Origin of the sequence: Acidihalobacter yilgarnensis (genome assembly GCF_001753245.1) — a bacterium.
In the GTDB taxonomy this organism is placed as follows: domain Bacteria; phylum Pseudomonadota; class Gammaproteobacteria; order DSM-5130; family Acidihalobacteraceae; genus Acidihalobacter; species Acidihalobacter yilgarnensis.
This window is the reverse complement of record NZ_CP017415.1, coordinates 2,945,945-2,969,634: the sequence shown is the minus strand read 5'-3', so window position 1 is coordinate 2,969,634 and position 23,690 is coordinate 2,945,945. Positions and strand designations below refer to the sequence as shown.

General features: G+C 60.5%; 29 protein-coding genes. 23 read left to right on the top strand and 6 right to left on the bottom strand.

Annotated features, from left to right (window positions below; all coding sequences use genetic code 11):
* Positions 1-21 precede the first annotated feature (21 nt).
* Together BI364_RS14355 and BI364_RS14350 are read right to left on the bottom strand one after the other, a co-directional pair.
* A complete protein-coding gene (locus BI364_RS14355; protein WP_070080100.1) occupies positions 22-540 on the bottom strand; it encodes a nitroreductase family protein in 519 nt (172 codons plus the stop codon).
* Between the two features lie 12 nt (positions 541-552).
* A complete protein-coding gene (locus BI364_RS14350) occupies positions 553-1,302 on the bottom strand; it encodes an outer membrane protein assembly factor BamD (RefSeq protein WP_070079330.1) in 750 nt (249 codons plus the stop codon).
* A 62-nt stretch (positions 1,303-1,364) separates the two neighbouring features.
* Between BI364_RS14350 and rluD the strand changes: the two genes are divergently transcribed.
* From rluD to def, 5 genes are all read left to right on the top strand, one after another.
* Positions 1,365-2,327: a 23S rRNA pseudouridine(1911/1915/1917) synthase RluD gene (gene rluD / locus BI364_RS14345; RefSeq protein WP_070079329.1), complete on the top strand. Its 963-nt coding sequence runs from the start codon at positions 1,365-1,367 to the stop codon at positions 2,325-2,327.
* Positions 2,320-3,072, top strand: a complete 753-nt coding sequence (pgeF, locus tag BI364_RS14340; protein WP_070079328.1) for a peptidoglycan editing factor PgeF — start codon at positions 2,320-2,322, stop codon at positions 3,070-3,072. The genes rluD and pgeF overlap by 8 nt, the downstream gene beginning before the upstream one ends.
* Positions 3,073-3,136: 64 nt before the next feature.
* Positions 3,137-4,669 (top strand): hypothetical protein, encoded by a 1,533-nt coding sequence (locus tag BI364_RS14335; RefSeq protein WP_070079327.1) that lies wholly within the window; start codon positions 3,137-3,139, stop codon positions 4,667-4,669.
* A gap of 5 nt (positions 4,670-4,674) precedes the next feature.
* Positions 4,675-5,196 carry a glycine cleavage system protein R gene (locus BI364_RS14330; RefSeq protein ID WP_070079326.1) on the top strand — a complete coding sequence of 174 codons (522 nt, stop codon included), beginning with the start codon at positions 4,675-4,677 and terminating at the stop codon, positions 5,194-5,196.
* Positions 5,197-5,198: 2 nt separating this feature from the next.
* The gene (gene def, locus BI364_RS14325) at positions 5,199-5,696 is read left to right on the top strand and encodes a peptide deformylase (RefSeq protein ID WP_070079325.1); all 498 of its coding nucleotides are present in this window, start codon (positions 5,199-5,201) and stop codon (positions 5,694-5,696) included.
* 13 nt (positions 5,697-5,709) lie between these two features.
* Here the strand turns inward: def and BI364_RS14320 are convergent, their stop codons facing one another.
* Positions 5,710-6,498 carry a BPSS1780 family membrane protein gene (locus BI364_RS14320; protein WP_070079324.1) on the bottom strand — a complete coding sequence of 263 codons (789 nt, stop codon included), beginning with the start codon at positions 6,496-6,498 and terminating at the stop codon, positions 5,710-5,712.
* Positions 6,499-6,636: 138 nt separating this feature from the next.
* Between BI364_RS14320 and clpB the strand changes: the two genes are divergently transcribed.
* Entirely contained in the window at positions 6,637-9,234 is a 2,598-nt protein-coding gene (clpB, locus tag BI364_RS14315; RefSeq protein ID WP_070079323.1) for an ATP-dependent chaperone ClpB, read from the top strand.
* A gap of 57 nt (positions 9,235-9,291) precedes the next feature.
* On the opposite strand, the gene BI364_RS14310 is transcribed toward clpB, so the two are convergent.
* Positions 9,292-9,633: a peptidoglycan-binding domain-containing protein gene (locus BI364_RS14310; protein ID WP_070079322.1), complete on the bottom strand. Its 342-nt coding sequence runs from the start codon at positions 9,631-9,633 to the stop codon at positions 9,292-9,294.
* A gap of 175 nt (positions 9,634-9,808) precedes the next feature.
* Here BI364_RS14310 and BI364_RS14305 point away from each other — a divergent pair, with 175 nt between their 5' ends.
* Complete coding sequence (locus BI364_RS14305; RefSeq protein WP_070079321.1) at positions 9,809-10,027, top strand: hypothetical protein; 219 nt, start codon at positions 9,809-9,811, stop codon at positions 10,025-10,027.
* Between the two features lie 2 nt (positions 10,028-10,029).
* Here the strand turns inward: BI364_RS14305 and BI364_RS14300 are convergent, their stop codons facing one another.
* The gene (locus BI364_RS14300; protein WP_070079320.1) at positions 10,030-10,890 is read right to left on the bottom strand and encodes an SDR family oxidoreductase; all 861 of its coding nucleotides are present in this window, start codon (positions 10,888-10,890) and stop codon (positions 10,030-10,032) included.
* On the bottom strand, positions 10,890-11,267 hold the full coding sequence (locus BI364_RS14295) for a DsrE family protein (RefSeq protein WP_070080099.1): 378 nt from the start codon (positions 11,265-11,267) through the stop codon (positions 10,890-10,892). Before BI364_RS14295 ends, BI364_RS14300 begins: the two co-directional genes overlap by 1 nt.
* 120 nt (positions 11,268-11,387) lie before the next feature.
* On the opposite strand from BI364_RS14295, the gene BI364_RS14290 reads away from it, so the two are divergent.
* From BI364_RS14290 to tolQ, 16 genes are all read left to right on the top strand, one after another.
* Positions 11,388-11,666, top strand: a complete 279-nt coding sequence (locus BI364_RS14290) for an FmdB family zinc ribbon protein (RefSeq protein WP_070079319.1) — start codon at positions 11,388-11,390, stop codon at positions 11,664-11,666.
* Positions 11,667-11,697: 31 nt separating this feature from the next.
* Positions 11,698-12,330, top strand: coding sequence for a DUF502 domain-containing protein (locus BI364_RS14285; RefSeq protein WP_070079318.1), 633 nt, complete (start codon positions 11,698-11,700; stop codon positions 12,328-12,330).
* Between the two features lie 112 nt (positions 12,331-12,442).
* A complete protein-coding gene (aspS, locus tag BI364_RS14280) occupies positions 12,443-14,215 on the top strand; it encodes an aspartate--tRNA ligase (protein WP_070080097.1) in 1,773 nt (590 codons plus the stop codon).
* Positions 14,216-14,236: 21 nt separating this feature from the next.
* Complete coding sequence (nudB, locus tag BI364_RS14275) at positions 14,237-14,671, top strand: dihydroneopterin triphosphate diphosphatase (RefSeq protein ID WP_070079317.1); 435 nt, start codon at positions 14,237-14,239, stop codon at positions 14,669-14,671.
* Positions 14,664-15,299 carry an esterase/lipase family protein gene (locus BI364_RS14270; RefSeq protein ID WP_070080098.1) on the top strand — a complete coding sequence of 212 codons (636 nt, stop codon included), beginning with the start codon at positions 14,664-14,666 and terminating at the stop codon, positions 15,297-15,299. The genes nudB and BI364_RS14270 overlap by 8 nt, the downstream gene beginning before the upstream one ends.
* An 83-nt stretch (positions 15,300-15,382) precedes the next feature.
* Entirely contained in the window at positions 15,383-16,135 is a 753-nt protein-coding gene (locus BI364_RS14265; protein WP_070079316.1) for a YebC/PmpR family DNA-binding transcriptional regulator, read from the top strand.
* Positions 16,132-16,629: a crossover junction endodeoxyribonuclease RuvC gene (gene ruvC, locus BI364_RS14260; protein ID WP_197496058.1), complete on the top strand. Its 498-nt coding sequence runs from the start codon at positions 16,132-16,134 to the stop codon at positions 16,627-16,629. Before BI364_RS14265 ends, ruvC begins: the two co-directional genes overlap by 4 nt.
* Positions 16,626-17,222: a Holliday junction branch migration protein RuvA gene (gene ruvA / locus BI364_RS14255; RefSeq protein WP_070079314.1), complete on the top strand. Its 597-nt coding sequence runs from the start codon at positions 16,626-16,628 to the stop codon at positions 17,220-17,222. The genes ruvC and ruvA overlap by 4 nt, the downstream gene beginning before the upstream one ends.
* A complete protein-coding gene (gene ruvB / locus BI364_RS14250) occupies positions 17,219-18,271 on the top strand; it encodes a Holliday junction branch migration DNA helicase RuvB (RefSeq protein ID WP_070079313.1) in 1,053 nt (350 codons plus the stop codon). Before ruvA ends, ruvB begins: the two co-directional genes overlap by 4 nt.
* Positions 18,261-18,728: a CHASE3 domain-containing protein gene (locus BI364_RS14245; protein ID WP_070079312.1), complete on the top strand. Its 468-nt coding sequence runs from the start codon at positions 18,261-18,263 to the stop codon at positions 18,726-18,728. Before ruvB ends, BI364_RS14245 begins: the two co-directional genes overlap by 11 nt.
* Positions 18,677-19,741, top strand: a complete 1,065-nt coding sequence (locus BI364_RS14240; RefSeq protein WP_083251431.1) for a HAMP domain-containing sensor histidine kinase — start codon at positions 18,677-18,679, stop codon at positions 19,739-19,741. The genes BI364_RS14245 and BI364_RS14240 overlap by 52 nt, the downstream gene beginning before the upstream one ends.
* Complete coding sequence (locus BI364_RS14235; RefSeq protein ID WP_156782780.1) at positions 19,738-20,313, top strand: hypothetical protein; 576 nt, start codon at positions 19,738-19,740, stop codon at positions 20,311-20,313. Before BI364_RS14240 ends, BI364_RS14235 begins: the two co-directional genes overlap by 4 nt.
* The gene (locus BI364_RS14230; RefSeq protein ID WP_156782779.1) at positions 20,291-21,652 is read left to right on the top strand and encodes a sigma 54-interacting transcriptional regulator; all 1,362 of its coding nucleotides are present in this window, start codon (positions 20,291-20,293) and stop codon (positions 21,650-21,652) included. Before BI364_RS14235 ends, BI364_RS14230 begins: the two co-directional genes overlap by 23 nt.
* A gap of 419 nt (positions 21,653-22,071) precedes the next feature.
* Positions 22,072-22,305, top strand: coding sequence for a hypothetical protein (locus BI364_RS18065; protein ID WP_156782778.1), 234 nt, complete (start codon positions 22,072-22,074; stop codon positions 22,303-22,305).
* Between the two features lie 254 nt (positions 22,306-22,559).
* Entirely contained in the window at positions 22,560-22,979 is a 420-nt protein-coding gene (gene ybgC / locus BI364_RS14225; protein WP_070079309.1) for a tol-pal system-associated acyl-CoA thioesterase, read from the top strand.
* Positions 22,969-23,646 (top strand): protein TolQ, encoded by a 678-nt coding sequence (gene tolQ, locus BI364_RS14220; RefSeq protein WP_233279527.1) that lies wholly within the window; start codon positions 22,969-22,971, stop codon positions 23,644-23,646. Before ybgC ends, tolQ begins: the two co-directional genes overlap by 11 nt.
* Positions 23,647-23,690: the final 44 nt, after the last annotated feature.

Here is a 23,690-nt window from a genome sequence, read left to right as displayed (position 1 = left end):
CCCACGGCGCGGCCTTGCGAACTACGGATGGAAAATGATGTCATCCAAGCGTCGGCGTGTGGTTGCCTCGGGCAGCTCTGCGGGATAGCCGACCGTCAGCAGGGCAACCGCTCGCAGGTTCGGCGGGAGATCGAGTAACCGGGTTACCTCGACATCGTCGAAGTAACCAACCCAAGCGGAGGCAAGACCGGCCGCCGCTGCCGCCAGCTGGGCGTAGGTAGCGGCGATGGTTGCGTCTTGTAGCGCATAAAGATCCCGCCCACGATCGCCGAAGGTGAGTGCGGAATGTTCTGCGTCGGTGCAAAAAGCGAGGCATACCGGCGCTTCGGAGATGAATTGCTGTTCGGTGATTTGCGCGAGAGCGGCGCGATGTGCGGCATCCTCGATTACGCCTATCTGATAGGCCTGTAGATCACCGGCCGACGGCGCGGAGATCGCACTTTCGAGTATGGCGTGCAGTTTCTCCGCTTCGACCGGCATGTCGGCCTGATAGTGTCTGACCGAGTGTCGGCGGCGTATGGTCGTGAAGAAGTCACTCATACCGCCTCCCATTCAGTGCTTGACGACGCTTCCGGATGAATTGAGGGCCAGAACCTTGCGTGTCTGCTCGGCCAGGTCGGCCATCCCGAGCTTGTCGTAGCCCTTGATCATGATCTCGAGCGCGCGTGGCGTGTCGGATGCTCCGGGATATTCCTGCAATAGCTGCTTGCAGCGGTTGATGGCGGCGATGTAGGCGCCACGCTTCATATAATAGCCGGCCACATAAAGTTCGTGCTGCGCCAGCTCGTCGCGTAGAAAAAGCATGCGGCGCCGCGCGTCAGGGGCATAAGTACTGTGCGGATATTTTTCCACCAGTATCTTGAACGCAGCGAAGGATTCCTTGAGCGGCTTGACGTCGACGCGTGCCGGGTCGACTGGGAAAAGACGGTTCATGATCCCGGTATGGGCGTCGAAATTGGCTAGTCCCTGCATGTAATACGCATAGGCCACTTCGGGCGAGAGTGGATTTTCCTTGATATAGCGCTGCGCGGCCTCGACCGTGGATTTAGGCTCGTTCTGCTTGTAGTAGACGTAAATGGTCTCAAGCTGCGCCTGGCGGGCGTAGCTGCCGAAGGGGTAGTGCCCGCGCAAGGTTTCGAACATGTTTAGCGCACGGGTGTAGTTGCTGTCCTTGAGTGCCTGCGCTCCCGCCTTATAGTACTGCTCGGCGGTCAAGTGCTTGGTTTCGAGGGGCGTCGAGGCGCAACCGGCAAGGGCGGCGGCGAAGAGAACGAGAAGCGCGGTGTGTCGCCAGATATGCATGGCAGTCCTGGGTAAAAGCCTGAATAATAGCCGCCGAGTATAACTGACGCGATACCCTACGTATGCCCCCAAATGCCAGTCTAGAGTTCAACATCCCGGTAGAGCTTGCCGGTCGACGGGTGGACCAGGTACTGGCCCAACTCATGCCCGATTATTCCCGTACCCGGATCAAGGACTGGATCGAAGCCGGTCGCGTCACCTTGGACGGTCGAGTGCCGCGCCCGCGAGATAGCGTGAGCGGTGGAGAGGCCGTGCATGTGAGGCCCCTGGTGCCCGTGATGCACGAAGATCGTGCGCAGGACATCGCGCTGGACATTCGTTATGAGGACGATAGTTTGGTGGTGCTGAACAAACCGGCCGGTCTCGTGGTACACCCCGCGGCGGGTAACCGCGAGGGCACACTGCTCAATGCCTTGCTGCATCATTGCCCGGCGCTGGCAACTCAGCCGCGTGCAGGCATCGTGCATCGTCTCGACAAGGATACGAGTGGACTGATGGTCGTTGCTAAGACACCTGCTGCGCATCAGGTATTGGTGACCGCGCTGGCCGCGCATGACGTCAGCCGCGAATATCTGGCGCTGGTTCAGGGGGAGCTGATTGCTGGCGGGACGGTGGACGAGCCGATCGCGCGGCACGTGCGCGATCGCAAGCGCATGGGCGTGGTGCCGGGCGGTAAGCCGGCCGTCAGCCACTACCGCCTCGTCGAGCGTTTCATTGGGCATACGCTGTTACGGGTCAGTTTGGAGACCGGGCGGACGCATCAGATTCGCGTGCACATGTCGCATATACGACATCCCATCGTTGGAGACCCGGCTTATGGTGGGCGTCTGCGCCTGCCTCCTGGCGCGGGAGAGGCGCTGACGGAGACGATGCGCGGCTTTCGGCGCCAGGCGCTGCACGCCACCCGGTTGGCTCTGACACACCCGGCGACCGGTGAGGGAATGGCCTGGGAGGCGGAGCCTCCCGAGGATATGCTCACCTTGATCGACGCCCTGCGCGTACATGCTCGGTTGCGGGATGACTGATGCCCTGCCGGACGGCTGGCTGCGTCCGGATTGGCCGGCGCCGATAAAGGTTCAAGCCTTGACGACGACGCGTGTCGGCGGCATTAGTGAGGGCTTTTACAGCGGACTTAATCTGGGTGTGCACGTTGGCGACACGCCAGCGGTGGTGGCCGAGAATCGGATGCGTCTGCGGATTGCGGCGGGCTTGCCAAGCGAGCCAATATGGCTTTCTCAGGTGCACGGCCATGATGTCGCGACGCTGGCGGCGGACAGTGCCCCCGGTATCGAGGCAGATGCTGCGGTAACCACGAATCCGGGAATTGTCTGCGCCGTGCTGACCGCCGATTGTCTGCCGGTATTGTTCTGCGACCGCGCCGGAACGCGTGTGGGCGTTGCGCATGCCGGTTGGCGTGGGCTCGCGGATGGCGTATTGGAATCGACCGTGAGTGCGCTGGCAGCCCCGCCGGCGGAGCTGATGGCCTGGCTAGGGCCCGCAATCGGTCCGCGTGCCTTCGAGGTCGGCGATGAGGTGCGCGAGCGATTCTTGGATCAGGACCCACAGATGACTTCAGCATTCACCCCGTCGCCGCAAGGGCGTTGGCTGGCGGATCTGTACGTCTTGGCGCGTTTCAGACTGGCGCTTGCCGGGGTTACGGTGGTATACGGTGGACACTATTGTACTCACACGGATCCCTCCCGTTTTTACTCTTATCGCCGAGACGGCGTAACCGGACGCATGGCCAGTCTGATCTGGTTGGTGCGTTGACGCCGCCATGGCGCGCCGCATGATGCGGCAGGCTGCTTTGAGAGAGTCGTCTACGAGATCGAGCATGCGTATTGCGCGGGTGTTGGCTGGATTGCTGGTGGTGATGGGGCTGGCCGGCTGGGCAATCCTGGGGTTGCCACCGAATGGCCAGTTGGCGATAACGCCGGACTCCGTCAATTATCTGCGTGCGGCACATGACTTCATGGATGGTCATGGTCTGGATTTGTTCAATTTTGCCCTGTTCGATCCGCGCTATGTGGCATATACCGTATGGCCCCCCCTGTATCCGCTGCTCCTGAGTACAGGTCTTCCGCCGTTGCTGATTCAAGCGGGACTGATCGCCGGGCTGGCCGGATTTGCTTATGGGTTACTGGTTCGGCTCGGTCGCTTTCCATCTCCGGTGGCGGTCGTATCGGCATTGGTCGTGAGCCTGACGTGGCCGCTGCTCGTGGATGCGAGTTACGTCTGGAGCGAGCCACTGGCCATGTTCTGGTTGTTCGCGGCACTGCTGGCATTGTCTGAGTTAGCCGCCGGCGGACCGCAAGAAATGCGCCGTATCGTGATGTATTGGTTGCTGGCCGTGTTGGCCGTCACACTGGCTGTCTATGCGCGCTATGCGGCATTGGTTTTTATCCCGGGGCTGATGCTGACTTTGTTGCGCGCGCCTCTGCCGTGGCGTAGACGTTGGTTTCTGATTGCGGCCACCCCCTGTGTTGCTTTGATTTTTCTGGCTCCGCTGTTACTGCACAATCTGATCGTGACTGGGCATTTGTCGGGCGGTGTGCGAGGGGCGTCGCACATGACCCTGCTGATGCTCCTATCGTCCGTGGTGTTCTACACCGGCTGGATATTCGGGAATGATCCCGAGACCCGGGCGGCTTTGGTTGTGTGTGTATTGGCACTTGTGCTGACCACGGTGGTCTATCTCGTGGATCGCGGACGGCTACCGGAAAAAACGAATTCAGACCCTGATGGCGGGACTCAATGGCTTGCCTGGATGGCAAGTGCTATGGCGCTGGCTTACCTCCTGGGGATCGTGTTGTTGCGTGCCTGGAAGGGTTTCGACTGGGGAACCCGTATCGTCAGTCCGGCAGCCCCAATGATACTGTTGGCAGTATCAGCCTGGGCCATGGTCGTATGGCGAGGTACACCAGTGATTTGGCAGCGGGTGGTGTTGGTACTGCCATTCGCGGGGATGCTTGGACTCGCGGGGTTGACCAGTTGGCAAATGCGAGCGGACGCTTGGCAGAACTGGCGTGCGCTGGGAACGCCGCAGTGGCAAATGAGCCCGCTAGGTATATACACAAACCTACGACCGGTAAAGTCGGTGCCGGTTAGCGGTATCGTGCTGGTTGCGCGCCCGGGCTTGATTAGCTTCCGGACGGGCTGGGATTGCCGCTACGTGCCGGCGGGCCCTTGGACGCACGTAGAATTGTTGCGCATCGCAGCTGCGGCACGAGCCTTGATGATCGAGAATCGACAGGCGGAACAGCTGGCACATGCGTTGAGAGGCGTGGTGCCGGACATGCGTGCATATAGAGTGGCTGGTGTTGCGATGGTGGTCTGGGGGCGTCTGCAACCCTTCGAGCATGGATAAAAGCGATGAATGAATGGCTGATGTTGACGGTGGTCGGTGAAGACCGCCCCGGGATCGTCGCGCGTTTGTCGCGCGAATTGGTCCAGGCCGGTGCGCATCTGGGCGAGGCCTCGATGCTCAGGCTCGGTGGTAGCTTTACCATGATGTTGATGGTGCGCGGCGATTTTGCGATTGACGCCTTGCGTGAAGATTTGGCGTCGGTCGGTGAGTCGCTGGCGCTGCATATCCATATCGACCCTATGACGGGTGATCTGCACCAACATCGGGTGCCTGAGGTGCGTGTGCACGTCCACGGTGCCGATCGGGTGGGTATCGTGGCTGAAGTGACCGAGGTGTTGGCCGGTATCGGCTTCGATATTTTTACCCTCGATTCGGATGTTGCCGGGCTGCACGCCGCGCCGATTTATGTGATGCAGATCGAAGGCGTGGCGGCTGATGGCGTCGAGGCGGTCGAGGCGGCACTTGCACCGCTGCGCGTACAGGGCATCGACGTGCGTGTCGAGGGTATTGAGACGCTGGTGGGGTAGCAGTGGCTGTTCTGGAGGTTTTGCATTGGCCGGATGAACGCCTGCGCCAGGTTTCGGAGGAAGTGGTGCTTTTTGACGCGGCATTACGGGCCTTCATCGGGGATCTCGAGGCGACTCGGCAGGCCGGTCCGTCGGCGGTGGGGATCGCGGCGCCTCAGGTTGGTTATCATCGTCGCATTGTCATCGTGGATTGTTCGCGGACACGCAAGCCCGTGCCCCATCACGGCCATTTGGTGCTGATCAACCCGGAAATCCTCTCGCGGGAGGGTTATGCGTTGGGACGGGAAGGTTGTCTTTCGGTACCCGATTACACGGGCAATGTGCCGCGCGCCGAGCACATTCGCCTACGCGCCCTAGACCCGGCGGGTGGCATACATGAGTACGACATGGAAGATTTCGAGGCGCGTGTTGTGCAGCATGAGATTGATCACCTCAATGGTCGCGTGTTCCTCGATCGGGTCGTGAACCGCCGTGCGGACGTGTTTCGACGCAAACGCTGATGATGCGTGTCGCCTAGCCCGCGCTGCGTCTCGGCGGCAGCAGGCTTCCCGGTGAATCGGCGCCGCCGGGGATGCCGGTGAAGGTGTCGAGATAGGCGCAGTAAGCGGAGGCGATGCCCATCGGCCCGACGATCAGAAGGCCCAGCCCAAAAGGAATCATGGCGATGATGACCAGTGCGAGGTAGATGAGGCTGAAGATCAGCCAGGCGCCTAGGTTACGCAGATTGGCGGCAAGGCTGAGCTTGAGTGCCGCCACTGGCTCCATGCCTGCCAACATGACCAGCGGTGTGGCGAAAAGCAGGGCGGCGGCATAGACCACAGCCAAGAGCAGGGCCAGCAGCAGCGCGAACAGGCCGACGCCCGCTCCGGCGCCCGCCAGTGCAGCCCCCCCCATATGTCCTGCACCCATGGCGCCGAATCCCATCAGGCTCATGATGAAGCTGCCGCCGATCAGCATGGCAATGGCCATTACGATCACATTCACGATCAGTGTCCACAGGCCGAGCGTGAGCATGCGACTCCGCAGCGTAGGCTCGTTGAAGGCTGCGAAGAGTTGTCCGAAGGTGGGTGGCTGTCCACGCGCGGTGGTTTCGATGGCCAGCAGCAGCCCGCCGCTCAAGCTCGGGGTCACCAGCAGGGCGATCAGCTGGCCGACGATCGGGATCAATCCGATCAGAAACATCATGACGATGAATATCAGGAAGAGCATGACCAGCATGCCAGGCTCGCGGCGGAAGATGTTCCAGCCCGCCGTGACCCATTCGACGCCGTGTGCCATGTTGAGCTTCCGGATTTCGTGCATCGCGTGTCCCCTTTGAAGGCTCGGCAAACATAACATGGGGGTATGTGGATGTGACATCCCGTCGTCAGCGGTTGAAAAACGCCGCTGCCGGCCGCATCCCTTAGTGCATTAACCGATTAATCGAGAGGGGAATTCGACATGCGCATGGATAAGCTGACCAGCAAATTCCAGATGGCGCTGGCCGACGCGCAATCGCTGGCTGTGGGACGGGATCACCAGTTCATCGAGCCGTTGCATCTGATGCGCGCGCTGCTGGATCAGGAAGGCGGTACGGTACGGCCTTTGCTGACCCAGTCGGGCATCAATGTGAACCAGCTTCGTGCCCGTTTGGACGAGGCCCTCGATGCCCTGCCTGTCGTCGAAGGGAGTGCCGGGGAGGTGCACCTGTCCAACGATCTGGTCAAACTTTTGAACGTAACCGACAAGCTGGCGCAGCGCCGTCAGGATTCTTATATTTCGTCCGAATTGTTCGCGCTGGCGGCGCTGGAGGTCAAGGGGCACCTGCAGGATCTGATGACCCAGTGTGGCGGCTCGCATGGCGCGGTCGAACAAGCGGTCGAGTCTTTACGTGGAGGAGCGAAGATCGAAGACCCGAACGCAGAAGAGCAGCGTCAGGCGCTGGAGAAATACACCATTGACCTGACCGAGCGAGCCGAACAGAGCAAGCTTGATCCGGTGATCGGGCGTGATGATGAAATCCGCCGTGCGATTCAGGTGCTGCAACGACGCACCAAGAATAATCCTGTGCTCATCGGCGCGCCGGGCGTCGGCAAGACGGCCATCGTCGAAGGATTGGCGCAGCGCATCATCAATGGAGAGGTGCCCGAGGGACTCAAACGCAAGCGCGTCCTGTCTCTCGACATGGGTTCACTGCTGGCGGGCGCCAAATTCCGCGGCGACTTCGAGGAACGGCTCAAGGCTGTGCTCAATGATATCGCCAAGGCCGAAGGCAACGTCATCCTGTTTATCGACGAGATCCATACCATGGTCGGCGCCGGCAAGGCCGAGGGCGCGATGGACGCTGGCAATATGCTCAAGCCAGCGCTGGCGCGGGGCGAGCTGCACTGCATCGGCGCCACCACGCTTGACGAATACCGGCAGTACCTCGAAAAAGATGCCGCGCTGGAGCGGCGTTTTCAAAAGGTGTTGGTCAACGAGCCGAGCGTGGAGGACACCATTGCTATCTTGCGCGGTCTCAAGGAACGCTACGAGGTTCACCACGGCGTCGAGATCACCGACCCGGCCATCGTCGCTGCAGCAACGCTTTCGCACCGCTACATCGCTGATCGTCAGTTGCCTGACAAGGCCATCGATCTGATCGATGAGGCCGCCAGCCGGATCCGTATGGAGATCGATTCCAAGCCGGAGGAGATGGACCGCCTGGAGCGTCGGTTGATTCAGCTCAAAATCGAACGCGAGGCGTTGAAGAAGGAATCCGACGAGGCCTCGCGCAAGCGACTGGCGGATCTTGAAGATCAGATTGAGAAGCTCGAGCGCGAGTATTCGGATCTGGATGAGATCTGGAAGTCCGAAAAGGCTGCGGTACAGGGTACGACGCATATCAAGGAGGAGCTGGACCGCGTACGTACGGAGCTGGAAACGGCTCGCCGTGCCGGCGATCTGGCGCGCATGTCAGAGCTGCAATACGGCCGTATCCCAGAGCTGGAGCATCAGCTGGATATGGCCTCTCAGGCTGAAATGCAGGAGATGAAGCTGTTGCGCAACAAGGTCGGCGAGGAGGAGATCGCCGAGGTGGTGTCGCGCTGGACCGGGATCCCGGTGACCAAAATGCTTGAGGGCGAGAAGGAAAAACTGCTGCGTATGGAGGATGAGCTTGCGGCACGCGTGGTGGGGCAGGCCGAAGCGGTGACGGCGGTATCCAATGCGATCCGCCGTTCGCGGGCGGGTCTGTCCGATCCGAATCGCCCGAACGGGTCATTCTTGTTCCTGGGGCCGACCGGTGTGGGCAAGACCGAGCTGACCAAGGCGCTGGCGTCCTTCCTTTTCGACACCGAGGAAGCCATGGTTCGTATCGACATGTCGGAATTCATGGAGAAACATTCGGTTGCTCGATTGATCGGTGCCCCGCCTGGATATGTCGGCTACGAAGAAGGGGGGTATCTGACCGAGGCCGTGCGCCGTAAGCCCTATTCGGTGATCTTGCTCGACGAAGTGGAAAAGGCGCATTCAGATGTCTTCAACGTTCTGTTACAGGTGCTGGATGATGGCCGATTGACCGATGGTCATGGACGTACCGTGGATTTTCGCAATACGGTGGTGGTGATGACCTCTAATCTGGGTTCGGATGCAATCCAGCGGATGGCTGGTGAGGCGAATTACGAGGCGATGAAGGCAGCGGTGATGGAGGTCGTGGGTGGACATTTTCGCCCTGAATTCATCAATCGCATCGACGAGGTGGTGGTTTTTCATCCGCTCGACCGCGAGCAGATCCGAGAGATCACCGGCATCCAGCTCGAATTTTTGCGGGTGCGTCTGGCGGAGCGCGACATGCAGTTAGAGGTCAGTGAGGCTGCATTGGATCGTTTGGGCGAGGCGGGTTTCGACCCGGTGTACGGTGCGCGCCCGCTCAAGCGAGCGATCCAGCAGGAGGTTGAGAATCCATTGGCGCAACAGATACTCTCGGGCAGTTTTGGTCCGGGGGACGTGGTGCGGATCGACAGCGATCAGACCGGGCTGGTATTCAGCCGTGAGGCGGCATCGACGTCTGCGACATAAAAAAGCCCCGTGGGACCATGGGTCCCACGGGGCTGGTTTAGCCTGGATGTCCGAAGCTTACTTGGCTTCGAGCTTTTCCATCGTCATTTTGCTCAGGTGTCCGGTCGCCTTCAGGCCATTGGCCTTCTGGAAGCTGCGGATCGCGGCATGGGTTTTCGGACCCATCATGCCGTCGGCCTTGAGCATGGCGCCATGCTTGTTCAGGGCTTCCTGGGCTTCCTTCACCATCATGCTGGCATGCATGACATGCTTCATGGCCGGCTTGTGGGCGGGCTTGGTGGGCATCATCGGCTTGGCGGCCTCATGTGCCGGCGCAGCGGGCATGGCGTTGTCGGCCATGGCCGGGAGACTGAGGGTCAGTGCGCCCAGCACGGACAGAGCAATAACGTACTTTTTCATCGAGTTGTCTCCTGAAGATACACTTCCCTCGTAACTGAGGGGCGACGGGGATATTAGGGCCGCGTGCAGGTGCGGTAAATGGTTTGATTAATTATCTTTTCTGTTGGAATGGCGCCAAGCTGTCGTCTGCTAACGACAAGCCGCCGCGCTGTCGCACATTTAATAAGGATTGTTTATGAAGATCGAGATGGGGGATGACGGACTTGAGATCCTGGGGCTGTCCCGGGATCAGGTCGCCTTGTTGACGGAGGCGCTCAAATCCGCACCGAACCAAGCCTTCATGGAAGACGACGAGCTACGTCGTCTCTATAAACTGATGGCCATCCTACAATCGGATCTGTGGGATGACATGATTGCCGGTCGCTTCGACTTCAGCCCATATCGGCGCCAATAGGGCTAGGTATTCTCACCCCGTGAAACGCGGGTGAGCAACCAGTCGAGGGCTGTTGTCGGTAGCAATCGGCGCAGCATGCCGAACAGCCGGGTCGGGAAGGTGACGTAATAGCGTGGGCGTGGGCGCGTAGCGTCCAGCGCATGCAGCAGCGCCTTGAATACGGCCTCGGGCCCCAGCTCGAACGCTGCCCTGGCGGTATCCGGCTTGGCAAGGCGCCGTTCTGCGCCTGCATAGGCTTCGGTGAACGGGCTGTGTTCGCGGTCGATGTGGCGTTTGAATGCCAGGTAGGCGTTGGCGCGGAAGCGACTGGTGATCGGGCCTGGCTCGATGAGACTGACGTGAATACCGCTGCCACGCAGCTCCAGGCGGAGGGTGTCGCTCAGGCCTTCCAGGGCAAATTTGCTGGTGACGTAGGCGCCGCGGAAGGGCAAGGCGATCAGGCCCAGTATCGAGCTGTTATTGACGATGCGTCCGTGTCCCTGCCGGCGCATTACGGGCAACACCCGGTTGGTCAGCTCTAGCCAGCCAAGGAGATTGATCTCGAGCTGTTCGCGCAGCACCGCCCGGCTTAAATCCTCCACCGCGCCGGGCTGTCCGTAGGCACCATTGTTGAAGAGCGCATCCAGGTGGCCGCCGGTGGCGGTAAGCACGGCTTCCACGGCCTCCTCTATACACGCACTATCGGCGAGGTCGAGTCTGAGTGCATCAGGCAGCCCCTGCTCGCGCAGGCCGGTGACATCGGCTTCGTGGCGGGCGCTGGCGAATACCCGCCAACCACGGCGGTGAAGGGCCAGTGCGGCATGGAGTCCGATGCCGCTGGAGCAGCCGGTGATCAGGATGCTGCGTGGATTGGACATGGCGATCAGTAGGTCAGTACCGCGACGCCATCCTCAACGATCTCGCCGATGAAGGCGCCGCCCCCGCGTGCGCCGTCGAACTCGGGGATGATGTTGTCCGCGTTGAGTCCGTGTTCACTCATCGCCGCCGCACAGGCATAGAACTTGGCACCGGCCTCGTGGGCATCTTGCATGAAGTCGTAAACCGATTTTTCATGAGCGCTACCGGGATAGAGGTCTGCGGCCTCGCCCTGGATCAGTAATCGGGTCGTGCGTGCCGCGAAATAAATTTCGACCTCCAGATCCATCGCTGCCGCCACGGCAGCTTGAAAGAATGGCGTCCCCAATGTGCCTGGCTGGTCGGGGCTGAGGGTGAGCAGCATGATGACAACTTTGTCCGCCATGTCGATTTCTCCTGAGGTCATGTTAACGGGTGCCCGTCGGGGCGGCTGCGGGCTGGTTTTTCTCGAAATCGTCCCCATATAATCCCCCTCAATATTGGCTTAGTTTGGGAGTATTTGAAAATGCCGATCTACGAATACCGATGCGAAGCCTGCGGACACGAGCTGGAATCGATCCAGCGCATGAGTGACGCGCCACTGCTGGAATGCCCAGTTTGCGGCAAGCCCGCGCTCAAGAAACAGATTTCCGCGGCGGGTTTCCGATTGGCCGGCGGTGGCTGGTACGAAACTGACTTCAAAAAGGACAATAAGCGCAACATTGCGGGCGAGCCCGCTGCCAAACCGGCTGCCAAATCGTCCGACACGAAATCATCCGACACCAAACCCGTCGCATCCGCCTGAGCGGAGGCCAGACAACCGAGGACATCTAGACATGGCCACCTGGCTGCGCCGCTATCTGATTGCCGGATTGCTGATCTGGGTGCCTTTGGTGATTACGGTCACGGTCATCGATGTCCTGATGGGCTTCATGGATCGGACGCTGCTGCTGTTGCCGCTGCAGTGGCGCCCAGAGGCGCTGCTCGGTTATCCGATTCCCGGTCTCGGCTTCGTGATGACGGTCGCTATCGTGCTGCTGACTGGCCTGCTGGCCGCGAATTTGTTCGGTCGCAAGGTGGTGGCTGCCTGGGAGGCATTGTTGGCGCGCATCCCGCTGGTGCGCGGCATCTACTCGGCAGTCAAACAGGTCGCCGAAACCTTGTTTGCTGCCAATGGAGAGGCCTTCCGCAAGGTGCTCCTGATCGAATACCCGCGGCGTGGTATTTGGACGCTTGCCTTCCAGACGGGTAATGCGAGCCGTGAAATTCAGGAACGGACCGCGGCAGAGGTGATTACCGTCTTTGTGCCGACCACACCGAACCCCACGTCCGGTTTCATCATGATGTTGCCTCGTGAGGAGGTCATTGAACTATCGATGACGGTGGAGGAGGCGCTCAAACTAATTGTGTCCCTCGGTGTGGTCGCGCCCCGTGAAATCCCGACAAGCACGGTAGTCCCTGAGGTTTGAGCCGGTCGGCGTTGCGGTTGCGCGCCCTGCTGTCTCGCCTTAACATTGCGCGACTCCGCGCCGCCGCCTGGCGGCGCTTTTTGTTTTGCCGATGGGACATCCGAACGTGAGCATGCGTAGCCATTACTGCGGGACCTTGGACACTTCGCTGATCGATCAGGAAGTGGTGTTGTGCGGCTGGGTCAATCGTCGTCGCGATCATGGTGGGGTGATCTTCATCGATTTGCGCGACCGTAGCGGGCTCGCGCAGGTGGTCTTCGATCCAGACTTGCCGGAGGTTTTCGCGCAGGCCGAGCGCGTGCGTAGCGAGTATGTGCTGCAGGTGCGCGGTCGGTTACGCCGGCGGCCAGAAGGTACCGAGAATCCATCCATTCCATCCGGTCAGGTCGAATTATTGGGTCTGGAGTTGACGGTACTCAACGCCGCTGAAACGCCGCCCTTCCAGTTGGACGAAGATGACGTTGGCGAGGAAACCCGGCTGCGCTACCGTTATATCGACCTGCGCCGTCCGGAGATGCAGCGGCGCTTGATGCTGCGCGCACAGGTTACGCGGACGCTGCGACGCTTCCTGGACGATCGGGAGTTTCTCGACGTCGAGACCCCGATGCTGACCAAGGCGACCCCTGAGGGCGCACGCGATTACCTGGTGCCGAGCCGCACGCACAACGGCAGCTTCTTCGCGCTGCCGCAGTCGCCGCAGCTATTCAAACAACTGCTGATGATGAGCGGGCTCGATCGCTACTACCAAATCGTGCGTTGCTTCCGCGACGAGGATCTGCGCGCCGACCGTCAGCCAGAATTCACCCAGCTCGACATCGAGACCTCATTCCTGGAAGAGGACGATGTCATGTCGCTGATGGAGGGTATGGTGCGCGAGCTGTTCGCGCAGGTACTCGAAGTGGCGCTGCCCGAGCCCTTTCCACGCATGACCTACGCCGAGGCGATGCACCGTTTCGGCTCGGACAAGCCCGATTTGCGCATCCCGCTGGAGCTGGTCGATGTCACTGATTTGATGCGCGAGGTCGAATTCAAGGTGTTTTCCGCGCCAGCCATCGATCCGGCCGGGCGTGTGGCGGTACTACGGCTGCCCGGTGGTGGGTCGCTGTCGCGTAAGGAGATCGACGATTACACCGCCTATGTAGCACGCTTCGGCGCCAAGGGGCTGGCCTACATTAAAGTCAACGCACTGGCCTCCGGCCGCGAGGGTCTGCAGTCGCCGATTCTCAAGTTCCTGCCCGATGCCGTGATCGATGCCATTATCGAGCGTTGCGCGCCAGTGGATGGTGACTTGCTGTTCTTCGGCGCCGACAAGGCGGCGGTGGTCAACGACGCCCTCGGCAACCTGCGCGTACGTCTGGGGCACGACCGAGGCCTGGTTGAGCACGGCTGGCGGCCGTTGTGGGTGGTCGATTTCCCGATGTTCGAGCACGACGACAAGAGCGGACGTTGGGTGTCTCTGCATCATCCCTTCACCGCGCCGCGCGTCGCGGCGCCAGAGGCGCTCGGCGCTGCGCCGGGCGAGGTGCTCTCCCGCGCCTACGACATGGTGCTCAACGGTACCGAGGTGGGTGGGGGTTCCGTGCGTATTCACGACCCCGAGATGCAGGCGGCAGTTTTCCGTCTGCTCGGTATCAGTGATGAGGAGGCGCGCGAGAAGTTCGGCTTCCTGCTGGATGCGCTACGCTACGGCTGCCCGCCGCATGCCGGCATTGCCTTTGGCCTGGATAGGTTGGTCATGTTGATGACTGGCAGTGCCTCGATCCGCGACGTCATTGCCTTCCCTAAGACTCAAACGGCGTCTTGTCCGTTGACGGACGCGCCGACACCAGTCAACGAGCGCCAGCTACAGGAGTTGGGTATCCGATTGCGCCGTCCACAGGTTTGAGCGCGCAGGGCGGCGACCGGGATGAACTGGAAGCGCCCTGAATCGGTACTGGTGGTCGTCGCCGTGCGGGATGGCCGTGTGCTCCTGATGGAGCGGCGTCGGCCACGCGGTTTCTGGCAGTCGGTTACCGGGAGCCTGGAGTTAGGCGAGACTCCTGGCCGTGCGGCGAAGCGGGAACTGTGCGAGGAGACCGGTTTGTGTGATGTTTCCATACGGGATACCGGGATCGCGCATCGTTTCCCCATCATCATGCCCTGGCGTAGGCGCTACGCACCAGGCAATCGCAGCAATATCGAGCATGTCTTTCGCGTCACGCTGCCGGCGCCGCGTGCCATCGTACTGAATCCGCGCGAACACGCGCGTTATCGCTGGCTGCCGCAGGCCGATGCGTTGCGCCTGATCCGTTCGTGGACCAATCGCGAGGCGATTCGCCGTGGGAGCGGCTGGCGTGCGTGAGGTCGTGGTCACGCTGCACGGTCTGTGGATGACGGGGTTGGAAATGCACCTGTTGCGCACGCGTCTGAGGCGTCGTGGCTATGTCGTGCATGCCTTTCGCTATCCCAGTGTGAGGCATAGTCCACACACGAATGCTCAGGCCTTACGCGCCTTCGTCGATCAGATCGACGCTGAAGTAGTGCACTTCGTGGCACATTCTCTGGGTGGGCTGGTGGTACAACATTTATTCGATCAGGCGCCGCTGCAGCGACCGGGCCGCGTGGTGTTTCTGGGCACGCCATTGGCGGGCAGTCAGGCGGCAAGACGCGTCGCCCACTGGCCGCTGTTGGGTCATCTGATACTCGGCGCCAGTCTTGGCGGCGGCCTGCAAGGCGACGTGCCTGCCTGGCATGCCGGCCGCGAGTTGGGCATGGTCGCAGGGACAGGCAATAGCCTGGGTGTCGGACGCCTGTTTGGCGGGCCGCTGTCGAAACCTCACGATGGCACGGTTTCGCTGGGCGAGACGCGAGCTTCGTATGTGACGCACCGCCTTGAGGTGTCCTGCGGGCACTTCGCGTTGCTGTTTCGAACGGATGTGGCCGATTCTGTGGGTCATTTTTTGCGTGAAGGACGCTTTTCCAGGGTTTAGCGTGAGTGCCTTCTGCTGGGCGATGCGGGGGCATGGTAAAATCCGCCATTGCATCGATCTGAATCGCTTGAAGAGGTGGCGGTATGGCAGGGCATAGCAAGTGGGCCAATATCCAGCACCGCAAAGGTGCGCAGGACAAGAAGCGCGGCAAGCTTTTCACCAAGTTGATTCGCGAGATTACGGTCTCGGCGCGGATGGGTGGAGACGATCTGAGCGCAAATCCGCGCTTGCGCATCGCGATCGACAAGGCGCTGGCGGCGAATATGCCCAAAGACACCGTTGAGCGGGCCCGCAAGCGCGGCGCCGGCGAGCTCGATGGTGACAATTACGAGGAGGTGCGTTACGAGGGCTATGGCCCGAGTGGCGTGGCGGTGATGGTCGATTGCATGACCGATAACCGTAACCGTACCGTTGCAGAGGTTAGACACGCCTTTACCAAGGCCGGTGGCAACCTAGGCACGGATGGTTCGGTCGCATTCATGTTTACACATACAGGCGTGCTGAATTTTCCGCCGGGATTGGACGAGGATCGCCTGATGGAGGTCGCGCTGGAAGCCGGCGCAGAGGACGTGATCACTGATGCGGACGGTAGCATCGAGGTGTTGACGCGCCCGGATGCCTACGAGGACGTAGCGGCAGCAATGCGCGAGGCAGGACTCGAACCGGACAACGCCGAGGCGACCATGCGTCCGAACAACCTCACGCCAATCGATGTGGAAACCGCCGAAACCATGATCCGGTTGATCGAGACTCTGGAGGATCTTGACGACGTGCAGTCGGTCTACGCCAACGCCGATTTCCCGGATGAAGTGCTGGAACGCATGGCCGCCGACTGATGCTCATCCTTGGCATCGATCCCGGATCCCGAATCACCGGGTACGGCCTGATCGAAAGCGATGGGCGTCACAGTCGGCACCTCGCCAGCGGCTGTATCCGCCTGCCGGAGGGCACGCTCGCCGAACGATTGGGACGCATTTTCCGCGAAGTCAGCGAGATCGTCGCGACGCACGTACCGGATATGTTGGTTGTCGAGCAGGTTTTCGTGGCGCGCAATCCGGCATCCGCACTGAAGTTGGGACAAGCGCGCGGCGCTGCGATTTGCGCGGGTGTCATCGCGGGCCTGCCGGTGTACGAATACGCGCCACGCGAGGTCAAACTTGCCGTCGTGGGGACGGGGGCGGCGGATAAGACGCAGGTGCAGCACATGATCAGACTTCTACTGGGCATGGATACTCGACCACAAGCCGATGCCGCCGATGCGCTGGCCATCGCCTTATGCCACGCGCATACCGGCATTCACCTGCCACACCTGTCCGGGAGGCGCGCGTGATTGGTCGTCTGAGAGGTGTGTTGGCCCACAAGCAGCCGCCACAACTGCTGATCGAGGTCTGTGGCGTGGGCTACGAGGTCGAGGCGCCGATGTCCACGTTCTACGTCCTGCCCGGGCTCGGCGAGGAGGTGCTGTTGTATACGCACCTGCATATTCGTGAAGATGCGCACCAGCTGTTCGGTTTTGCCGCCGAGGGCGAGCGCGCATTGTTCCGTGAGCTACTCAAGGTCAATGGCGTGGGCGCGCGAGTCGCGCTCGCCATTCTTTCCGGTATGGATGCGGTGAGCTTTACGGCTTGTATCCATGCGGGTGACAGTGCGCGCCTGACGCGTCTGCCGGGCATCGGCAAGAAAACCGCCGAGCGCCTGATCATCGAGCTGCGTGACCGTTTGGCGACACCCGTGGCCACCTCGACGAGTATCGTACCCGCCGCCGCGGCTCGCTTAGCAGACGCCGAGGAGGAAGCCGTCAGCGCCTTGGTCGCGCTGGGTTACCGCCCACCGGAGGCAAGCCGCATGATCGCGACCGTGGCGGGTGACGACCTCGATGCCGAGGCGATGATCCGCTTGGCCCTGCGAGCGGCAGTACGATGACCGACAAGGAACGTCTGCTGAGCGGCGAGATTCTGGTTGACGATGTGGATACCGACGTCGACGGCGGTATACGTCCGCGCCGTCTTGCCGACTACGTCGGTCAGCCGGTGGTGCGTGAACAGATGGAGGTGTTCATTCACGCCGCCCGTGCGCGCGGCGAAGCGCTCGACCATACGCTGATCTTCGGTCCGCCCGGCCTCGGCAAGACTACGTTGGCGCATATCATTGCCAACGAGCTGGGCGCCAGCCTGCGACAAACCTCCGGCCCGGTACTGGAAAAGGCGGGTGATCTCGCCGCCTTGCTGACCAATCTAGAGCCCAACGACGTGCTCTTCGTCGATGAAATTCATCGCTTAAGTCCGGTGGTAGAGGAAATTCTGTATCCAGCGATGGAGGATTTCCAGCTCGACATCATGATCGGGGAGGGGCCGGCGGCCCGCTCGATCAAGCTGGAGCTACCGCCGTTCACGCTCGTCGGCGCGACGACAAGGGCGGGTCTGTTGACCTCGCCATTACGTGATCGCTTCGGCATCGTGCAGCGCTTGGAGTTCTACAACACGACCGATTTGACACGCATCGTGACTCGGGCAGCGGGAATTCTCGGTGTGATCATCGAATCCGAAGGCGCTGAGGAGATCGCACGTCGTGGGCGCGGTACGCCGCGCGTCGCCAATCGCCTGCTACGCCGCGTGCGCGACTATGCCCAGGTCAAGGCCGACGGCGTGATCACCAGTGCGGTGGCGGCACGGGCGCTCGACATGCTTAACGTCGATCGCTTCGGTCTGGATCATATGGATCGGCGCCTGTTGCTCGCGGTGATGGAACGTTTCGACGGTGGGCCCGTCGGGGTGGACAGCCTGGCGGCCGCCATCGGCGACGAACGAGGCACCATCGAGGACGTAATCGAGCCCTATCTGATTCAGCAAGGTTTCCTGACGAGGACGGCGCGCGGCCGTGTTGCAGGGCGTCGCGCCTGGTCTCACTTCGGTCTGACGGCGCCTGCCGCACCGCTTCCCAGCGGGGAGCTTTTCGGGCGCGATGAAAATTAAATGGGTTTCCGGCACCGGCTGGCGCCGTTGGCCGCCGCACTCGTTGGGAGGACTGGTATTGCTGAGCTTCACGCTCGTGGTGCTGCCCTTGTTGCTGGTGGTGTTGGGCGCGGCCTATGCGGTCAATCGCATTGCCGGGCAGAGCGAGAACATTGTGTATGAAGCGGTACAACTTACCCAGGGGAGCCTGCTGCTAATGGAGGAGCTGGTGACCATGGAGCGTAGTGCCCGGCAATATCTGGTTGTGGGCGATCCCGGCTTGTTGCAGGTGTTCCGTTCCAGTCATCAGCAATTCGACCATACCGTGCACGGCCTGATGGCGCTACCTCTGGGGGGGGGCTGCAGTCGCAGATCGCGCGACTGTCGGTCGGCGAGAGCCAGCTGGCCAATCGTTTTTTGCAAGGGATGCAAAGTAAGCCAGCCGTTCAGGTTGGACTCGGTGGTTTCGACCGTTTGAGCCGGGAGGCGCATCAGCTCTGGATCGACAGTAGTCGCATGGTGAGTCGTCGCGTGGATGCGCTGCGTACGCATGCCAGCTGGCTACAGGAGCTTCTGGTCTGGGGTGCAGCATTGTTGGTGCCGCTGACCTTCGCACTTGCCTATGTGCTCAGTCGTCTGATTCTCCGTCCAGTTCGGCAGATCGACCATGCCATCCACCACTTGGGCGATGGTCGATTCGATCAGCCCGTCACAGTGAGTGGACCGCGTGATATCAAATATCTGGGCGAGCGCCTGGATTGGACGCGTCGACGACTGCAAGAGCTTGATACCGGTAAGCAACGCTTCCTGCGCGATATGTCGCACGACCTCAAGACACCGCTGACAACCCTGCTGGAGGGTGTGTCGCTACTCGATGAGCAGGTGCTGGGTATGCTCAATGCGGAACAGGCGAGCCTGATGCGCATACTGGCAGCCAGCGGGCGGCAGCTGCAGGAAAGAATCGAACAGCTCTTACAGTACAGTCGCCTGCAAGGTCAGTTCGCGAGCCTGAACCTGAAAATGCTCGATTTATCGCAATTGATCGACCAGTCGATCAAGTCGTTGACCCCTGCGATTGCGGGACGGGGGTTGCATGTGGATCGCCACTTGACGCGTGCGGCAATGTGGGGAGACGAGGCCAAATTGCGCCAGGTAGTCGACAATCTGTTGTCCAATGCCATCAAATACGCACCTCGAGGGTCGACCTTGCATGTTGCCGTATCACTGGCCGAAGGCTGGGTGGTATTGCGTCTTGTGGATGAGGGGCCGGGCATCGCCGGCGAAGATCGAGCGCATCTATTCGAACCTTTTTATCGCGGTAAGCCGCCACAAGAAGGTTTGGTGAGAGGGTCTGGCTTGGGTCTTGCCATTGTGCAGGAGTACGTACAGGCTCACCGTGGCCGCGTGAGTCTCGATGTGCCGCGTGAGGGGGAGGGTGCCGTGTTTGTGGTCGAGTTGCCGCCGGATTTACGAGAGGAAGGTGCGGAATGAATGTCGACCACTCATGGCGTTGGCGACTGTGGGCGAGCCTGCTGTTCCTGTCGCTTTCCGGCTGTGCGCATATACCGGCGTTTCTCCGCCAGCCGCCTACACGACCTCCGGTAATACAGCCGCCAGTTCAAGCCAAACACATTCCGCCTCCACCTCCGTTACCTACGCCGTCCGCGGGCATCAAGGCGCTGTTGAACTACGCGGGTGAAGTGGTCGGATTGCCCTTGGATCGACAGCAAACCGCTTGTGAGCAGGCGAAGGCTCACTTTGCCGCCTATCCAAGCGACTACTCGCGGATGACATTGGCTATGCTGGCGACGGTCATTCCGGATTGTCTCTCTCCAGATGGGTCTTTGGGTCTACTCCGTTCGATGACGATCAAGGCAAATTCGCCTTATCGAGGTCTGGCTATGATCCTGCGCCAGCTCACACAGCAACGGCAGGCAACGGAGAAGGCGCTCGCGGCCTCGAATCAGGAGGCAGAAACGCTGCGCCAGAAGCTCAAGGCGTTGACCCGCATCGAAACGCAGCTCAACCAGGTGAAGGATCGTGAGTTACAAAACCTCAATTAAGACGCGCGTTTTGTTGGTGGACGACGAGCCGGATTTACTACACGTGCTCTCACTTCGTCTCAACGTCGCCGGTTACGACGTGGAGACCGCGCAGAGTGGGGCCGAGGCGTTATCCAAGTTGCCGGTTTTTCGGCCGCAGGTGGTGATTACGGATCTGCGTATGGACGGGATGGACGGGATGAGTCTGTTCGACGCCATTGCGCGAGCCTACACGGGCTTGCCGGTCATCATTTTGACGGCACACGGCAACATCCCGGATGCCGTAGCGGCGACACGACGCGGTGTATTCGGGTTTCTCACCAAGCCCTTCAATCATCGTGAGTTGCAGATTCAGATCGACTCTGCGGTTCAGCTCGGTGGAGGGTTCCCCGAGGAAACCGAGGTCGAGGCGGCCTGGAGCGCGGGGATCATCACGCGCAGTCCCGAGATGCAAGCCGTTCTGGCGGAGGCAAAGCTGGCCGCTCGTGCGGATGCGAGCATTCTGATTCGAGGCGAGAGTGGTACTGGCAAGGAGCTGCTGGCGCACGCCATTCACCGCGTCAGTCGTCGCCACGAAGGCCCCTTCGTGGCAGTCAACTGTAGCGCTATCCCGGAAAATCTCATCGAATCGGAGCTCTTTGGACACCGCAAAGGTGCCTTTACCGGCGCAGCGTACGATCACCCTGGTCTGTTTCAGGCGGCGCGTGGGGGCACCTTATTTCTGGATGAGATCGGCGACATGCCTTTGTCCGCGCAAGCCAAGTTGCTGCGCGCACTTCAGGAACGAGCCGTCAGGCCAGTGGGGTCAGTGTCGACCGTTGCGGTGGATGTGCGCGTCGTCTCTGCCACGCACCGCGATCTTGATGTTGCAGTGCGGGAGGGCCGCTTTCGCGAGGATCTGTATTACCGCCTCAATGTGGTCACGCTGAGTCTGCCGACGCTTGCCGAACGACGTGAAGACATACCCTTGCTGGCGGCGCACTTTCTTGCCGCTGCCGCCGATCGTGCGCCACAGGAGGTCAAGGGCTTTTCCCCGGACGCGATGGGGCGACTGGTAGCGTACGACTGGCCCGGCAATGTGCGCCAGCTTCATAACGTGGTAGAGCGCACGATTGCGCTGACCACCACGCCCCTGATTCCGGCCAGTCAGGTAGAGAAGGCCCTGAATGAAGGACCTGCAGAGATGCCGTCACTCGTGGAGACGCGTGAACAGGCAGAGCGGGAATACATCACACGCATCCTCACGCTAACCGACGGGAACGTGACGGCAGCCGCAAAACTCGCCAAGCGGAACCGTACTGAATTCTACAAGTTGTTGAATCGCCATCATATTGACCCTGCGTTGTTCAAGCGCACCTAAGACTGTCGCCATTCGGCGACAGTCAAACTCCTTTGCTTTCAGTCATTTAGTCTGCGCGTCGTATTCGGCGTCGTCATATGCAGACAGTTTATGTGGGGTTTGCATGATATTTCCTGTTTATGTGTTTGATTTTAAATGGATAAATAAAAGTGGCACGCGAATTGATACACAGAGCTTAGGAACGGGCGAATACGGCCTGCCCGGTCGGGAGCGTGAATGAAGAAAGGTGTGTTCATTGCCATATTCGCAATGCTGACGACGGGTCCCGTATTTGCATTGCTGGGATCGTTGGCGACGGGATCCGGGCATCCCCACGGTGCGGCACATGTAGCCAAGCCTCAGGGGACGATATTCGATCCGACGCGTTGAGCTGCAAGTGGGTCAGCGCGGTTTTCGCCACAACTGTGATGAGGGTTTGTATGAATAAGCATCAGCTGAAGATCGCCGCGATTGCTGTCGTGCTCGGCGCTGGCCTGTTGGCCGGCTGCGGGAAGAAGGAGTCGAGCGCCCCGCATAGCTCGGACTCAACGGGCTCCGCGCCGACCGCAGCGGCACCTTCTGCGGCCACCATGACGCCTTCGGCACCTGCTGCGACGATGCCTGAATCAGGTACCCAGACCCCTGACGCACCCGCCAGCACACCGGCCCCCTGATCGCCGGTAAAGTTTCGCTCGCCGTTCTATCGGCGGGCTACGATGTCGCTCCTTCCGGCGATGACGTCACAACACATTCTCCCTCGGGTTGTTGTGACGACATCGCCGGCTATTTAATTTCCCGTTCCTCGAATCGCCAGCGCTGAACGGGCAGGTGTGCCCGACAAAAAAACTGCGAAACGTTCTCGGATTTGACAGAATACGCCCCTGTTGCCTTCCGCCTTACCGAGCGAGGAGCGCCTCAGGAGTTAATCATGGAAGTGTTTTCCTGGCCGGTACGCGTCTACTACGAGGACACGGACACGGCAGGCGTTGTTTACTACGCGAACTACCTCAAGTTCATGGAAAGAGCGCGTACCGAGTGGTTGAGAAGCTTGGGATTCGAGCAGGATAGCTTGATGCGTGACCCCGGCGTGGTTTTTGCCGTACGTGCAGTTAGTGTTGATTACCGTTATCCAGCACGATTCAATGATGCGCTTGAGGTGACCGCCTCCGTCAGTCGGATCAGGCCAGCCAGCGTTGTGATCGCGCACGAGATCCGCCGCAATGCTCAATCGGGTAACGCGCAGCTGCTGACGTGTGGTAGCGTCAAGCTTGCTTGTCTCGATGCAGCTTCGTTCAGTCCCGTCGCATTCCCGGAAAATATATTGGAGGCCGTCGTTCGTGTCAGTTGATCCCACCTTCTACGATCTGGTGATGAATTCCAGCGTACTCGCCCAGCTGGTGCTGTTGCTGCTGCTAATCGCATCGGTGTTGTCCTGGGCGATGATCTTCGTGAAATGGCGCATGCTCAAGCGCGCGCGTCGTCAGGCGGTGGTTTTCGAGGATCGTTTTTGGTCGGGTGCGAATCTATCTCAGCTGTACGAAGGGGTCCGGGCGCAGACGCAGCGTGGAGGGCTTGAGGGTATCTTCGCCGCAGGTTTCCGCGAATATCTGCGGTTGCAGCGGCCGAATCAGGAGACTGTGCCGAATTTCGTCATCGACGCCGCGCAGCGTTCCATGCGAGTTGCTTCCTCGCGCGAGGAAGATGAGCTCGGTCGGTGGTTAAGCTTCCTGGCCACGGTCGGATCGGTCAGTCCCTATGTTGGTCTATTCGGCACGGTATGGGGCATCATGCATGCGTTCATGGCGTTGGGTAATGTACAGCAGGCTTCACTGGCAATGGTCGCGCCAGGCATTGCCGAGGCTTTGATTGCCACGGCCATGGGACTTTTCGCGGCGATTCCCGCGGTTGTTGCGTACAATCGCTTCGCTGACGAACTGGAGCGTTTGATGACGCGCTATGACAATTTTCAGGATGAGTTCCTGGCGCTGCTGCAGCGCCAGTTGGTCATGAACTGAGTATCAGGCAACCGGGTTCCCAGATGTCACGCCGACACCGCCGC

Coding starts and splice junctions, on each gene's coding strand:
- pgeF (WP_070079328.1), top strand. CDS start 2,320: ATGACTGATGCCCTGCCGGACGGCTGGCTGCGTCCGGATTGGCCGGCG.
- BI364_RS14240 (WP_083251431.1), top strand. CDS start 18,677: ATGCAAAGTAAGCCAGCCGTTCAGGTTGGACTCGGTGGTTTCGACCGT.
- BI364_RS14290 (WP_070079319.1), top strand. CDS start 11,388: ATGCCGATCTACGAATACCGATGCGAAGCCTGCGGACACGAGCTGGAA.
- clpB (WP_070079323.1), top strand. CDS start 6,637: ATGCGCATGGATAAGCTGACCAGCAAATTCCAGATGGCGCTGGCCGAC.
- BI364_RS14285 (WP_070079318.1), top strand. CDS start 11,698: ATGGCCACCTGGCTGCGCCGCTATCTGATTGCCGGATTGCTGATCTGG.
- BI364_RS14305 (WP_070079321.1), top strand. CDS start 9,809: ATGAAGATCGAGATGGGGGATGACGGACTTGAGATCCTGGGGCTGTCC.
- nudB (WP_070079317.1), top strand. CDS start 14,237: ATGAACTGGAAGCGCCCTGAATCGGTACTGGTGGTCGTCGCCGTGCGG.
- BI364_RS14330 (WP_070079326.1), top strand. CDS start 4,675: ATGAATGAATGGCTGATGTTGACGGTGGTCGGTGAAGACCGCCCCGGG.
- BI364_RS14235 (WP_156782780.1), top strand. CDS start 19,738: ATGAATGTCGACCACTCATGGCGTTGGCGACTGTGGGCGAGCCTGCTG.
- BI364_RS14350 (WP_070079330.1), bottom strand. CDS start 1,302: ATGCATATCTGGCGACACACCGCGCTTCTCGTTCTCTTCGCCGCCGCC.
- BI364_RS14310 (WP_070079322.1), bottom strand. CDS start 9,633: ATGAAAAAGTACGTTATTGCTCTGTCCGTGCTGGGCGCACTGACCCTC.
- ybgC (WP_070079309.1), top strand. CDS start 22,560: ATGGAAGTGTTTTCCTGGCCGGTACGCGTCTACTACGAGGACACGGAC.
- BI364_RS14245 (WP_070079312.1), top strand. CDS start 18,261: ATGAAAATTAAATGGGTTTCCGGCACCGGCTGGCGCCGTTGGCCGCCG.
- BI364_RS14320 (WP_070079324.1), bottom strand. CDS start 6,498: ATGCACGAAATCCGGAAGCTCAACATGGCACACGGCGTCGAATGGGTC.
- ruvB (WP_070079313.1), top strand. CDS start 17,219: ATGACCGACAAGGAACGTCTGCTGAGCGGCGAGATTCTGGTTGACGAT.
- BI364_RS14265 (WP_070079316.1), top strand. CDS start 15,383: ATGGCAGGGCATAGCAAGTGGGCCAATATCCAGCACCGCAAAGGTGCG.
- BI364_RS14355 (WP_070080100.1), bottom strand. CDS start 540: ATGAGTGACTTCTTCACGACCATACGCCGCCGACACTCGGTCAGACAC.
- BI364_RS14295 (WP_070080099.1), bottom strand. CDS start 11,267: ATGGCGGACAAAGTTGTCATCATGCTGCTCACCCTCAGCCCCGACCAG.
- BI364_RS18065 (WP_156782778.1), top strand. CDS start 22,072: ATGAATAAGCATCAGCTGAAGATCGCCGCGATTGCTGTCGTGCTCGGC.
- BI364_RS14335 (WP_070079327.1), top strand. CDS start 3,137: ATGCGTATTGCGCGGGTGTTGGCTGGATTGCTGGTGGTGATGGGGCTG.
- aspS (WP_070080097.1), top strand. CDS start 12,443: ATGCGTAGCCATTACTGCGGGACCTTGGACACTTCGCTGATCGATCAG.
- rluD (WP_070079329.1), top strand. CDS start 1,365: ATGCCCCCAAATGCCAGTCTAGAGTTCAACATCCCGGTAGAGCTTGCC.